We start from the raw sequence: 12,637 nt of genomic DNA, 5'->3' as shown, positions 1-12,637 counted from the left end.
CGTGCCCTTCCCGCCTCGACCGTCCGCCCACGGGCTCTGCCCTCGGTGAACATGGGACCGGCGTTACGGGGCGCATCGGGGCATCCCCGGGCGGTGCCGCCGGGACAAGTGCGCAATCGCGGCGTGTGGTCCGGCGCGAACGCCTAGGCTCGCCCGCATGCTCCCCGTAGACCTTCCCGACGCGGTACGCGAGGCGCTGCTGGCGCCCCTGGTGGACCACCACTGCCACGGAGTGAGGCGCGACGAGCTCAGCAGGGCGCAGTTCGAGCTGTTCATCACCGAAGGCAGCACTCCCGCGCCCCCCGGCACCACCCACTTCGACACCCCCGTCGGCGCCGCGATCCGCCGGTGGTGCGCGCCGGTGCTCGACCTGGAACCCCACGCCCCACCCGCCGTCTACCTGGCCAGGCGCGCCGAGCTGGGCGCGGGCGAGGTCAACAGGAGGCTGCTGGAGGCGGCCGGCATCGTGGCGTTCCTGGTGGACACGGGTCTGGAGGCCCCCGAACTCCTGTCCGCCGCCGAGATGGGACGCCACGGCGGCGCCGCGGCCGACGAGATCGTCCGCCTGGAACAGATCGAACAGGACGTTGCCGAAACCGCCCAGATCGCCGTCGACTACATGGACAGCCTCGCCGAGGAGCTGGCCGCCCGCGCCGCCCGAGCCGTAGGCCTGAAGTCCATCGTCGCCTACCGCTGCGGCCTCGACTTCGACCCCGCCCGCCCGAGCAGAGGCTCGGTCATCGCCGCCGCCAACCGCCGGCTGTCCGACCCGAAGCAGCGCCTGACCGACCCGATCCTGCTGCGCCACCTGCTCTGGACCGCCGTGGACGTGGCCCGCGAGCGCGGCCTGCCCCTGCAGTTCCACACCGGGTACGGCGACACCGACCTCGACCTGGACCGGGCCGACCCGGCCCTGCTGACCGGCTTCATCCGCTCCCTGCAGCCGATCGGCGTCCCGGTCATCCTGCTCCACTGCTACCCCTACCACCGCCAGGCCGCCTACCTGGCCGCCGTGTTCCCGCACGTCTACGTGGACGTCGGCCTGGCCCTCACCTACACCGCCGCCGGCTCAGCCAGGGTGATGGCCGAACTGCTGGAGCTGGTGCCGTTCCACAAGCAGATGTTCTCCTCCGACTGTTACGGCGTCGCCGAGACCTGCCACCTGGGCGCCCTCTACTTCCGCCACGGCCTGGCCCGCACCCTGCGCGCCCGCCTGGACAACGGCGAGTGGAACCCCACCGACTGCGCCCGCATCGCCCACATGATCGGCTCCGGCAACGCCCGCCGCGTCTACCGCCTCTGACGCCCCCCGAACAGCTCCAAGGACCTCACGGAGCGCCACCGGGCGACCCGTCACGCGGGTGCCGCTTGGATGCGCGGACAGGCGCGGCGGGCTGCAGTGGCCGAGATGGTCCGATGCGGCGAACCGGCAGCGCGTCAGCCGCGAGCAGCGACGCCCTGGCCAGGTGAGGTCCGGGTGGGCGGCCAGGTGTGTGGGGTGGGGATTAGGTGGGGTCGAGGCAGGCGCCCAGGTTGGTGCCTACGGTTTGCATGGCTTCGGCCAGCGCGTTGACCTGGTCTCGGGTCAGGTGGTCGAACAGGACCTCGCGCAGCGCCTTCGCGTGGGCCGGGGCGATCTCGGCGATCAGGGCGCGGCCGGTGTCGGTGAGTTCGGCTACCGTGGCCCGGCCGTCGGTCTCGTCGGGGCGCAGCCGCACGTACCCCCGCTCCACCAGTTTGCTGATCCGGTGGCTCAACCGGCTGATGGACACGTTGGAGGTGGCGGCCAGGTCGGACAGCCGCTTCGGGGCCGATTCCAGCGAGCACAGGAACCCGTACTCGATGTGCACCAGCCCATGCGCGCGGAACGTACGCTCCACCTGCGGAATGCCGAGCAGGAACACGGCCATGAGCCCGTGCCAGGCGCGCTGCTCGTCGGCGTCGAGGCCCTCGATCAAAGAACTCCCAGCGTCAGAACCGTCCGATGGCGATGACGACCGCCACCGCCAGCAGTACCAGGTTAACGGCGAAGTTCTCCTTGCGCCGCACGTGTACGCCCGCCGCGACGACCATCGTGAGCGCCAGCCCGACGGCGGCCAGCGGCGTGAGGACGGGCGCGATGCCGGTGGCCCAGGGGAGGACGAGGCCGAGCGCGCCGAGGAACTCGACGAGGCCGACGAGCCGGAGCTGTTCCTGGGTGAAGTCGTCCACGTACGGCATGCGCTCCCTCACCCGCTCCTTCGCCACGACCATCTTGCTGACGCCGGAGGCGGCGAAGGCGAGGGCGAGCAGGATCTGGAGGATCCAGAGAACCACGTCCATTGGTTGCCCCTTCAAGTTATTACGGTGAGCCAGACTGTAGACCTGAAAACTTGAAGGGACAACCTTTCGGCGGGATTGCGGCCATGCCCGAGTCCGTGTCGTGACCGTCCCGATCACCGGGCTACCGCCCCGCGGCCCGCGACGGCCGCGGGGCCGTAACTCCTCCGCACACATCTACGCGAAGCCTATGAAAAGCGAAATTTCCTGACTGATGATATTGAATCGTGACCCGCCGGTCAGTCAGGGCAAGGTGATGATCAAGACGCCAGAACCCCTTACGCAACACCTGGAGGTGTCGTGTCCTGGCGTCCCATCACATCATCGGCTCTTGCCCTCTCGCTCGCGTTAGCCATCCCCCTCGCCGGCCAGGGCCCGGCCCACGCCGCCGACCCGCCGGCCGTCGAGCCCCGCGCCGGCACCGACGCCCCCGCCGAGGTGAGCGGCCTGGCCGAAGCGGCGGCCGGAGGCGACCTCGCGACCGCGGCCAAGAACCACCTGAAGAACGCCCGCTACCACCTCGACCCCGCCGACCTCACCCCGATCCAGACCGTCACCGACGGCCAGGACACCACGGTCAGGTTCGCCCAGAAGCACCGCGGCCTGCCGGTCCTCGGCGGCCAGTACCTCGTGCACTTCCGCGGCAGCGGCGCCGCCCGGCAGGTCACCGGCGCCGGCGGGCGCTTCCTCACCGAGCTGAGCGTGGACACCACGCCCCGGCTGACCGCCGAGACGGCCGGCCGGATCGCGCTGACCCGCTTCGTCACCGACCCGCTCGCCCGCCGCACCGTCAAGACGGGCCAGGGCAGCCTCGTCGTCGTCCCGCGCGGCGCCAAGGGCCGCCTGGCCTGGAAGCTGCCGATGACCGGCCTCGACCGGGCCAAGAAGAAGCTCCTCGCCTTCGACGCCTACATCGACGCCCACTCCGGCCAGCCGCTCCAGGCCATCAGCCGGATCCAGATGGAGGGCCCCGCCACCGGTTCCGGAACCGCCTCGGACGGCCGCGCCGTACCCCTGAACCTCTACCAGCGCGCCGACGGCGTCTACGAGACCCGCGACCGCGCGCGCCCGATGTGGAACGGCACGACCGGCGAGATCCTCACCTACGACGCGAACAAGGGCGACCTGTTCGACTACCTCGTGCCCGGCGTCCCGCCCGGCGCCAAGCTGGCCGAGTCGCCCACGCCCGTCTTCGGGCCCGGCCACACCGAGAGCGGCGCGGCCGACGCCCACTGGGGCACCGGCAAGGTCTACGAGTACTACCGCGGGCTCGGCCGGGAAGGGCTCGACGGCAAGGGCGGCTCGATGCTGTCCGTCGTCAATGTCACCTTCTTCGGCCAGCCGTTCGAGAACGCCCTGTGGGACGGCACCAAGATGGTGTACGGCGGAGGCGGCCCCACCTACCACTCCCTCGCCGCCGGCCTCGACGTCGTCGGCCACGAGATGACCCACGGCGTCATCACCAACAGCGCGAACCTCGCCTACTTCGGCCAGTCGGGCGCCATGAACGAGGGCCTGGCCGACTACTTCGGCAACGCCATCGAGGTCGACGCGCTCGGCGTCCCGATGAGCCACCCCGACGCGAGCCTGGTCGGCGACCGGCTGTGCAAGACGCTGCCGCCCATGGAGTGCGCCATCCGCGACCTCGACGACGGCCGCTCGGCCGCCAAGGACTGGATCGGCGTCGGCGTCAGCCTCGACGGCGGCGGCGTCCACCTGAACTCCACGATCTTCTCCGGCGCGCTCTGGGACATCCGCGAGAAGCTCGGAGCGAAGGCCGACAAGGTCGTCTACAAGGCGCTGACGGAGTACATGACGCCCATCGACGACTTCGCCGACGGCCGCCGCGCCGTCGAGTCGGCCGCCCGCGCGCTCGGGGTGTCACCGCACGACCGGGTGACGATCGCCCTGGCCTTCGAGCGCCACGGCATCCGGCGCGGCTGGGAGCGGGGCATCCGCACCGACAGCCGCGTGCTGGTCGACAACATCAGCGACGGCGGCTCCCGCGCCGGCGTGGCCGGCGACCGGTACGTGGTCGGCAACTCCTCGCCCGACGCGGCCGAGCCGACCTCGATCCTCACCGGCCGCCTCCGGGGCGGCAAGCCGGTCAAGCTCTCGCAGAACACCTCCTGGAACTTCGTCCCCGTCATCGACGGCCGGCGGGCGGTGTGGGGGGCGTTCGACGCCGACGCCGGCACGTACCGGATCCTCACCCGGCCGCTGGACGCCGGCGCGCCCGAGCAGGTGGCCGCCGAGGTGTCCACGCCCCTCGGGACGGTGACGGCCTCCGGCGAGGCCATCGCCTGGGACGCGCTGGACACGACCACGTTCGAGACGGAGGTGTGGCTGAAGAAGGGCACGGCGCCACCGGTCAACCTCACCGCGGCCGCCGGCGTGCTCGGCGTCCAGCCCGAGCTCAAGGGCGGCAAGCTGTCCTACCTGCGGGTCTGGAGAGTGGGCGAGAAGACGCACACCGCGCCCGTCGTGTACGACGTCGCCACCGGCACCGAGACGCCGCTGCCCGAGGTGCCCTCCACGGGCCAGGAGCCGTCGTCCTCGGGCATGCCCGTGCTCACCTCCAAGCACGTCGTGTGGTACGCCGACACCGACGCCGACGACGTCTACGGCCTGGTGCGGGCCAACCACGACGGCACCGGCCTGACCTGGCTGGTGCCCGACGGGCCGAAGGCGCTGCTGCCCAGCACCATCGACGCCAATGACGACATCGTCACCGTCGGCGTCAACCCGCACGGCGACGGCACGCTCACCAACGCGAACCTGCCCAAGTTGTTCCAGCTGCCCGTCGCGGGCGGGCCGCTGACCCGTTTCTCCTGCAACAGGGGCGACCAGTTCGCCAACGTCTCCGGTGACGGCACGCTCACGGCCTGGATCGACGGCTCCGCGGGAGACACCGATCTGGTCTACCGCGAGCGGCCCGCCGGCCGCTGCTGACGCCCTTCCGGCCGCCCGCCGTACCCCGTCACTCCGAGGTACGGCGGGCAAGTCGCGAACCGACCCCCGGACCTGGTTTGCTAGGGCCGTCACATCGCCAAGCCGGGGGGCTGCCATGCACGCCGTTGAACCAGAGGTCTTTATCGTCGCCCGTCCCGAACTCGACTACGACGAGCTGGCCCGCTACCTCGGCGAGGTGGGCGGCACGGCGTGGCTGGAACGGCTGGACCGCGGCGACCTCGACGCCCAGAACCTCGCCGAGTTCGCCGGGCGGCTGTGCTACCGCTCCTTCGAGCCCGGCCTCAACCCCAACGTGGTACGCATCCGCAAGGACCAGACCCAGTACCTGCAGAACATCCTGGCCAGCGCCCACGGCTCGGTCCTCGAGCACGTCAGCTTCAGCTTCGTGCTCCACAACGTCAGCCGCGTGCTCACGCACGAACTCGTCCGCCACCGGCCCGGCGTGGCCATCTCGCAGGAGTCGCTGCGCTTCGTCCGGCTGACCGAGCTGCCCTTCTGGTTCCCCGACTGGGCCCGCGAGGACCCCGAGCTGATGAAGCGGGCCGGTGCGGTGCTGGAGCAGCTTGAGGAGTTCCAGGGGTGGATGGCCGGGCACTTCGGCCTCGACGAGGAGGGCGTGCCGTTCTCGGAGAAGAAGCACCGCACCTCCTTCATGCGGCGCTTCGCCCCCGAGGGCGTGGCCACCGGCCTGGTGTGGACGGCCAACGTGCGCACGCTGCGCCACACCATCGAGGCGCGCACCGCGGTCGGCGCGGAGGAGGAGATCCGCCTGCTCTTCCAGCGCATCGGCGAGCTGATGAAGAAGGAGGCGCCGGCGCTGTTCGGCGACTACGTGGTCGAGGACGGCGCCTGGGTCCCCGGCTGGCGCAAGGTCTGACCCCTGCACCTCCGGCGGAGTAAGGGTTTACGTCAGCGGGCGGCGCACCAACAATGAGCGTGTGCGCCGACTGCTGATCATCCTCGGAGTTCTGGTGCTGGTCGCCGCCGCTGCCTACGGTGGCCTGTGGGCCAGCACCGGCCGTTCGCAACTGGCCAGGGCCTTCTTCTGGGGCGACTCGGACGTCGGTGACTGGCAGCGTTTCCCCTTCCGCAAGGTGTCCACGGGCACCCCGGCGCCGCTGCCCAAGCAGCCGCAGGCGATCCCCGGCCTGGACGAGCAGGCGCTGGCGGCGGGCCAGACCACCGCGTTCGTCGTGGTGCGCGACGGCAAGCTGCTGTACGAGGGCTACTTCAACGGCACCCGCCGCGACTCCACGCTGACCTCGATGTCGGTGGCCAAGTCGGTGCTGTCGCTGCTGGTGGGCGTGGCCGTGGGCGAGGGGAAGATCCGGTCGGTGGACGACCCGATCACCACGTACGTGCCGGAGCTGCGCGAGCGCGACCCGCGCTTCGAGAAGATCACGCTGCGGCACCTGATGGCCATGCGCTCCGGGCTGCGCTACGACGACGAGGGCACGCCGTTCAGCGACGACACCAGCACCTACTACAGCCCGGACCTGCGCGGTCTGGCCATCGACGACTCCGGCGTGGAGGGCGATCCCGGCCAGGGCTTCCGCTACAACAACTTCAACCCGCTGCTGGTCGGGCTGGCGCTGGAGCGTACGACGAAGGTGCCGGTCGCCACCTACCTGGAGCAGAAGCTCTGGCGCCCGCTCGGGATGGAGGCCGACGGCTCGTGGAGCCTGGACTCCTCCGACGGCTTCGAGAAGATGGAGAGCGGCGTCAACGGCCGCGCCGTCGACTTCGCCAAGCTCGGCATGCTCGTGGCCGAGCAGGGCAGGTGGAACGGCCAGCAGCTCGTGCCCGCCGAATGGATCAACGAGCCCAACACGCCGGTGGTGGCCCCGAACGGCTGGGCCGACGGCTACCAGCTCTTCTGGTGGGCCCGCGGCGAGGCCAGGATCGCCTCCGGCCGCTACGGGCAGGTCATCTACGTGGTGCCGGACAAGAAGCTGGTGATGGTGCGCTTCGGCGTGGACACCGGCGGGCGCGCCTGGCCCGCGTTCATGGAGACGCTGGCCGAGAAGCTCTGAGGACCGGGCGCCCACGTGAGCGCGGGCGCCGCGGCCGTCAGAGGGCGGGCAGGACGTAGACCTCGGCGCCCGGTGGGAGTTCGCAGTCGAGCCGGCCGACGCCGTGGCCGTTCTCGCCGCACACGATCATGTTGATGTGGCGGCGGATGCTGCCGTACTCGTCGCGCAGCCGTTCCTCCAGCGACGGGTGGACGCGGCGCAGGGTGTCGAGCGCCGAGCCGAGCGTCGGCGGGGTCTGCGGGTCGGCGCCCACGGCGAAGACCTTCACCTCGCTCTGCCCGCTGACCCACCGCTGGAAGGCACTGGGGAGCACGAACACCACCATGGTGACGGGCCTGGCCATCGCCTAGAGCACCGCCGCCCGGACGGTCTGGACATCCGGCAGGTGGCCGGCGATCTGCGACCAGCTCTCGCCGCCGTCGCGCGAGCCGTACACGCAGCCGTCGCGGGTGCCGAAGAAGACGCCCGCCTCCGACGCGGTCATCGCGTCGCGCAGGACGGTGGAGTAGACGGGCGGTTCGGGCAGGCCCTCGGCGAGCGGGCGCCAGGTGTCGCCGGCGTCGTCGCTGCGGTAGACGCGGTAGCGGTGCTCGACCGGGGTGCGGTCCATGTCGGCCTGCAGCGGCAGCACGTAGACGGTGTCGGGCCGCGCCGGGTCCACCACGATCGGGAAGCCGAAGTCGGAGGGCAGCGGCGAGCCGATGTCCTTCCAGGACGAGCCGAAGTCGTCGCTGCGGTAGACGCCGAAGTGGTGCTGCAGGAACAGGCGTTCCGGGCGCGCGGGGTGGAAGGTCACCTTGTGCACGCACTGCCCGAACTCCGGGTACTGCTGGCCTTCCGGCATGAACGGCGCGCGGATGCCCTGGTTGGCCGCCTCCCACGTGGCGCCGCCGTCGGTGGAGCGGTAGAAGCCGCCGGTGGAGATGGCGACGCCGAGGATCTTCGGGTCGGTCGGGTGGTTCAGGATCGTGTGCAGGCACAGCCCGCCGCCGCCGGGCTGCCACTGCTCGCGGTGCGGGTGGCGCCACAGGCCCTCGACGAGTTCGTAGGTGACGCCGCCGTCCTCCGAGCGGAACAGCGCGCCCGGCTCCACCCCGGCCCAGACCACGTCGGGTTCGCTGGGGGAGGGCAGCAGCTGCCAGACCCGCTCCAGCGTGGCGCCGCTGTCCTCGGGAAAGGCGATCGGCGCGCGGTCGGCCTCCTGCCAGGTCTCGCCGAGGTCGTCGGAGTACATGACCGACGGGCCGAAGTGGCCGTACTCGATGCCGGCGAGCAGGCGGGGCGTGGCGCCGCGGGTGTCGATCGCCACGGCGGGCACGGCGACCGTCGAGAAGTGGATCGGGCCGACCTCGAACGGGCCGCCGTCGCCGGATCGCGCGAGGAACAGGCCCTTGCGGGTGCCGATCGCGAGTATGGCCTCACTCATGTCGGAGCTCCCATCGTTCGCATGTTCGCTTCTCGGCCATCGTGTCACGGCATGGCAGGTACCGCCGGTGACTGTGGGATTTGTACCGAAGGTCGTTCGATTACCCGTCAGGTAATCGTGATACTTCCCCACCCTCGGTAGATTCCGGGCTATGGAAGCGCTTGCTATGCATGAAGAGTCCTTTGGTGACCTGCTGAGATCCTGGCGCCAGCGGCGCCGCGTCAGCCAGCTCGACCTCGCCATCGAGGCCGAGGTGTCGGCCCGGCACGTCAGCTTCCTGGAGACCGGCCGGGCCCGGCCGAGCCGCGAGATGGTGATGAAACTCGCCGAGGAGCTGGAGGTGCCGCTGCGGCACCGCAACCGGCTGCTGGTCGCGGCCGGGTTCGCGCCGGTCTTCCGCGAGCGCGACGTCACCGCCCCCGAGATGGACGCGGTACGGCGGGCCCTGGACAAGATCCTCGCCGGGCACCAGCCGTACCCGGCGGTCGTCGTCGACGCGACGTGGAACCTCGTGGCCGCCAACGAGGCCGCCGGGATGTTCATGGACGGCGTGCCCGACCACCTGCTGAAGGACCCGATCAACATCATGCGGCTGTCGCTGCACCCGGAGGCGATGGGCGGGCGCCTGCTCAACCTGCCCGAGGTACGTGCCCACCTGCTGCACCGGCTGCGCCGCCAGGCGGAGACCAGCGGCGACGGCCGCCTGGCGGAACTGCACGACGAACTGGCCGCCTACACCTACCCGGGCGTCGAGCTGAACGTCGCCGTCGTGCCCAGCCCGGCCGACATCCTGCTGCCGCTGAGGGTGCGGCACGGGGAGCGCGTGCTGTCGATGTTCACCACGATCGCGACGTTCGGCACGCCCGTGGAGGTGACGGTGTCGGAACTGGCCATCGAGACGTTCTGGCCCAACGACGAGGAGACCGCGGCGTTCTTCCGTTAGGCGCTCACCGCTCCGACCGGACGATGTCGCGGTGGATGCGTGACAGCGGGACGCCGTCGATCTGCAGGCGGCGCACGGTCTCGTTGACCATCGCGGGCGGGCCGCAGACGTAGACGTCGTGCTCGGACCAGGTGTGGAAGCGCTGCGTCACCTCCGGCAGGTGGCCGCGCATGCCGTCCCACGACGGCTGGTCGGAGACCACGGGCAGCACGCGCAGCCACGGGAACGACGACTCCATCCTGATCAGATCCGGCAGGTCATAGAGCTCTTCGGCGGTACGCGCGCCGTACAGCAGATGGATGTTGGGACGCCGGCCCGAGGCGATGACGTGCTCGATGATCGCCTTGATCGGCGCCAGCCCGGTGCCGCCGGCCACGCACAGCATGTCGCGCGCGCCGCGCTCCTCGGCCGCCATCGTGCCCATGGGCGGGCCGAGCATGACGGTGTCGCCGATGCGCGTGTGCCGGATCAGCGTGGTCGACACCCAGCCGCCGGGCACCGCGCGTACGTGCAGGCGCAGGGTGTTGTCGGCGCGCGGGGCGTTGGCGATGGAGAAGGTCCGCCAGACGCGCGGCCAGCGCGCCGTCTGGACGTTCACGTACTGTCCCGCCGTGTACGGCAGGCGTTGCGTCGGCCGGAGCGTGAGGACGGCGATGTCCTGGGCCCGGCGTTCGTGGTCGATCACCTCGGCCAGCCACCACGCGGGCGAGACCCCGGCGTCGGCGGAAGCCGATTCGATCATGAGGTTGGCGGCGGCGGTGTAGGCGGCGACCCAGGCCGCCTCGATCTCGTCGTCCCACACGTCGGCGGCGAAACGCCTGATCGTGGCCAGGAGCGCGTTGCCGACGGCGGTGTAGTGCTCGGCCATCACGCCGTACTTGCGGTGGTCGCGGCCGAGCTGGCCGAGATAGGAGGCCAGGCTGTCGGGACTGTCCAGGCTCCACACGATGCGGGTGAGAGCGGTGAAGAGCCGGTCACGCTGGATGTCCATGGCCGGAGGGAACATCCCTCGCAGGTGCGGGCTCTCGGCGAACAACCGGCCGTAGAAGTAGGCGGCGGCTTTGTCGGCCACCGGTTCGACGACGGAGAAACTTTCCTTGACCAGGCGCGGATTCAACGTCATTTAACTGACCCCACTTTTCGGCCGGAATCTCATTCCGGTCGTGATGTTCACCTCCCTGACGGCTCCGGGTGACGAGCGCTCGACGGGCCCCGGCTCGGCCGATCGCTCGCTTTGGAGTCTTACACCACTACGTTGGGGCCACAACCGTTTCACCTCAATATGGTGCGAACCACAACTATCCGTAACTGTAACGTTATTTTCCGCATTCATCTGGTTATGGCAGCGGACTTTGAAAGTGAAAGTTAATCGGATTCGCATTCATGCCCCTTTCCCCCCGTCTTCGGCGCCCCCATTGCGCCACCCTCCGGGCCCGCCGCCGCACACCGCCCAGCGAACGCGGCCCCGTCTCCTGTCCTGGCCGCGCCGCCTCGCCCCGTCCTGTCTGCCTGGCTGGGATGCGGGCCGTACCTGGTGGCGCCGGTTTTCTATCAAGTGATTGACAGGAGGGGGTTCGCGGGGGTTTTCTATCAAGTGATTGAACATGCGAGGAGGCGGGGCGTGTGGGGGTGAAGCGGGCCAAGGACGGGCCGCGGGCTGTGGAGCGGCGGGAGCGGCTGGTCGCGGCCGGGTACCGGGCGATGCTGCAGTCAGGGCTGGAGGGTGCGCGGACGCGGGACATCGCCGCCGAGGCCGGGATCACCGTGGCCACGCTGCATTACTACTTTCCTACCAAGAACGACCTGGTCAAGGCCGTTCTGGAGCACACGATCCGGGAGCGGATGCTGGCGCCGCTCGGGCTGGACGCCGACTGGGAGGACGGGCCGGCGGCGCTGCGGGCCATGGTGGACGGGCTGGCGCGGCAGGCGGAGGCGGAGCCGGGGCGGTTCCGGCTGCTCAGCGAGATGACATGGGCGGCGCGGGAGGACGCGGACCTGCGGGCCATGCTCGCCGCCTGGCATGACGACTGGCACCGTACCGTCGCCGGGTGGCTGCGCGGTGGTCAGGGCGACGGGCGGGTGCGGCGCGACCTCGACCCTGAGGCCGCCGCGGCGCTGATCGTGTACTGCGTGCTCGGCCTGGTGATGCGGCCGCCGCTGCCCGCCGGGACGGGTGAGAGGGCCGGTGCGGAACTTGAGCGCTTGCTGGCCGGGATCGGGATCGAACAAGCGGGTCGTGGGTGAGGGCCCGGGATCCGAGGTGTGGGTCGTGGCCCAGGCATCTGATGGTCGGAATTCGAGGAGCGGGCTCATGAGTGAGGAACGTACGCAGGTTCTGGTGGCCGGGGGCAGCCTGGTGGGGCTGTCGGCCGCGCTGTTCCTGGCGCGGCACGGGGCGGACGTGATGGTGGTGGAACGGCATCCGGGCACCTCGATCCATCCGCGTACCCCCGGCTACAACGCGCGGACGATGGAGTACTTCCGGGCGGCCGGGGTGGAGAAGGCGGTCCGGGCGGCGGGGCCGTGGGAGCTGGCCGGGTCCGGGCTGCTGTGGGCGGAGAGCCTGGCCAGTCCCAACCAGTTCTGGCTGTCGCCGCCGAACGCGCGGGGCGCCGACGAGGGGTTCGCGGACGTGAGCCCGCACGAGACATGCAGCGCCAGCCGATCGCCGACCACCCGCACCATGCCGGAGAACCCCGGGTTGTTCACCTGGCAGATCGCGAACCCCTTGCCGTCCAGCCGCCGCGGACACCGAGGTGCCCCCGGAGACCCTCGCCGATCCGGAAGGTCGCGCCGCCGAGGCGTTCGGCATCACGGGTTCCGGGGCGGTGCTGATCCGGCCGGACGGGTTCGTGGCCTGGCGGGCGGCCGAGGCGGTGGCGGATCCCGGGGCGGCGCTCCGCGAGGCCTGGCACCGGCTGGCCCACTGAGAACACGTGCGGC

At 70.8% G+C, this 12,637-nt stretch carries 13 protein-coding genes and 1 pseudogene; 8 read left to right on the top strand and 6 right to left on the bottom strand.

The genetic code is table 11. From position 1 onward, the window contains the following. The first annotated feature begins 157 nt into the window (after positions 1–157). Positions 158–1,303, top strand: coding sequence for an amidohydrolase family protein (locus tag ACFWY5_RS16160; RefSeq protein WP_379632600.1), 1,146 nt, complete (start codon positions 158–160; stop codon positions 1,301–1,303). Between the two features lie 202 nt (positions 1,304–1,505). Here ACFWY5_RS16160 and ACFWY5_RS16155 read toward each other — a convergent pair whose 3' ends face one another. Together ACFWY5_RS16155 and ACFWY5_RS16150 are read right to left on the bottom strand one after the other, a co-directional pair. After that, complete coding sequence (locus ACFWY5_RS16155) at positions 1,506–1,958, bottom strand: MarR family winged helix-turn-helix transcriptional regulator (protein WP_379632598.1); 453 nt, start codon at positions 1,956–1,958, stop codon at positions 1,506–1,508. Positions 1,959–1,971: 13 nt separating this feature from the next. Next, complete coding sequence (locus ACFWY5_RS16150; RefSeq protein ID WP_379632596.1) at positions 1,972–2,322, bottom strand: DoxX family protein; 351 nt, start codon at positions 2,320–2,322, stop codon at positions 1,972–1,974. A 297-nt stretch (positions 2,323–2,619) separates the two neighbouring features. Between ACFWY5_RS16150 and ACFWY5_RS16145 the strand changes: the two genes are divergently transcribed. From ACFWY5_RS16145 to ACFWY5_RS16135, 3 genes are all read left to right on the top strand, one after another. Further along, positions 2,620–5,271 carry a M4 family metallopeptidase gene (locus tag ACFWY5_RS16145; RefSeq protein ID WP_379632594.1) on the top strand — a complete coding sequence of 884 codons (2,652 nt, stop codon included), beginning with the start codon at positions 2,620–2,622 and terminating at the stop codon, positions 5,269–5,271. Positions 5,272–5,386: 115 nt separating this feature from the next. Further along, positions 5,387–6,169 carry an FAD-dependent thymidylate synthase gene (thyX, locus tag ACFWY5_RS16140; protein WP_379623170.1) on the top strand — a complete coding sequence of 261 codons (783 nt, stop codon included), beginning with the start codon at positions 5,387–5,389 and terminating at the stop codon, positions 6,167–6,169. A gap of 61 nt (positions 6,170–6,230) precedes the next feature. Then, on the top strand, positions 6,231–7,325 hold the full coding sequence (locus tag ACFWY5_RS16135; RefSeq protein ID WP_379623168.1) for a serine hydrolase domain-containing protein: 1,095 nt from the start codon (positions 6,231–6,233) through the stop codon (positions 7,323–7,325). A 37-nt stretch (positions 7,326–7,362) separates the two neighbouring features. On the opposite strand, the gene ACFWY5_RS16130 is transcribed toward ACFWY5_RS16135, so the two are convergent. Together ACFWY5_RS16130 and ACFWY5_RS16125 are read right to left on the bottom strand one after the other, a co-directional pair. After that, entirely contained in the window at positions 7,363–7,668 is a 306-nt protein-coding gene (locus ACFWY5_RS16130) for a hypothetical protein (protein ID WP_379623166.1), read from the bottom strand. A 3-nt stretch (positions 7,669–7,671) separates the two neighbouring features. Further along, positions 7,672–8,751: a WD40/YVTN/BNR-like repeat-containing protein gene (locus tag ACFWY5_RS16125; RefSeq protein ID WP_379623164.1), complete on the bottom strand. Its 1,080-nt coding sequence runs from the start codon at positions 8,749–8,751 to the stop codon at positions 7,672–7,674. Between the two features lie 166 nt (positions 8,752–8,917). Here ACFWY5_RS16125 and ACFWY5_RS16120 point away from each other — a divergent pair, with 166 nt between their 5' ends. Next, positions 8,918–9,694, top strand: coding sequence for a helix-turn-helix domain-containing protein (locus tag ACFWY5_RS16120; RefSeq protein ID WP_379632592.1), 777 nt, complete (start codon positions 8,918–8,920; stop codon positions 9,692–9,694). Between the two features lie 4 nt (positions 9,695–9,698). Here ACFWY5_RS16120 and ACFWY5_RS16115 read toward each other — a convergent pair whose 3' ends face one another. After that, entirely contained in the window at positions 9,699–10,817 is a 1,119-nt protein-coding gene (locus tag ACFWY5_RS16115; RefSeq protein ID WP_379623160.1) for a globin domain-containing protein, read from the bottom strand. 500 nt (positions 10,818–11,317) lie between these two features. Here ACFWY5_RS16115 and ACFWY5_RS16110 point away from each other — a divergent pair, with 500 nt between their 5' ends. Then, complete coding sequence (locus ACFWY5_RS16110; RefSeq protein ID WP_379632590.1) at positions 11,318–11,938, top strand: TetR/AcrR family transcriptional regulator; 621 nt, start codon at positions 11,318–11,320, stop codon at positions 11,936–11,938. Between the two features lie 67 nt (positions 11,939–12,005). Beyond that, positions 12,006–12,236, top strand: a pseudogene (locus ACFWY5_RS16105) (FAD-dependent monooxygenase); the annotation flags it as partial. On the opposite strand, the gene ACFWY5_RS16100 reads toward ACFWY5_RS16105, so the two are convergent. Continuing rightward, positions 12,149–12,403, bottom strand: a complete 255-nt coding sequence (locus ACFWY5_RS16100) for a hypothetical protein (protein WP_379632588.1) — start codon at positions 12,401–12,403, stop codon at positions 12,149–12,151. The pseudogene ACFWY5_RS16105 and the gene ACFWY5_RS16100 overlap by 88 nt on opposite strands. Positions 12,404–12,450: 47 nt before the next feature. Between ACFWY5_RS16100 and ACFWY5_RS16095 the strand changes: the two genes are divergently transcribed. Further along, positions 12,451–12,624, top strand: a complete 174-nt coding sequence (locus tag ACFWY5_RS16095) for a hypothetical protein (protein ID WP_379632586.1) — start codon at positions 12,451–12,453, stop codon at positions 12,622–12,624. Positions 12,625–12,637: the final 13 nt, after the last annotated feature.

This window comes from Nonomuraea sp. NPDC059007, from assembly GCF_042740555.1.
Taxonomy (GTDB): domain Bacteria; phylum Actinomycetota; class Actinomycetes; order Streptosporangiales; family Streptosporangiaceae; genus Nonomuraea.
This window is presented reverse-complemented; position numbering and strand designations above follow the sequence as displayed.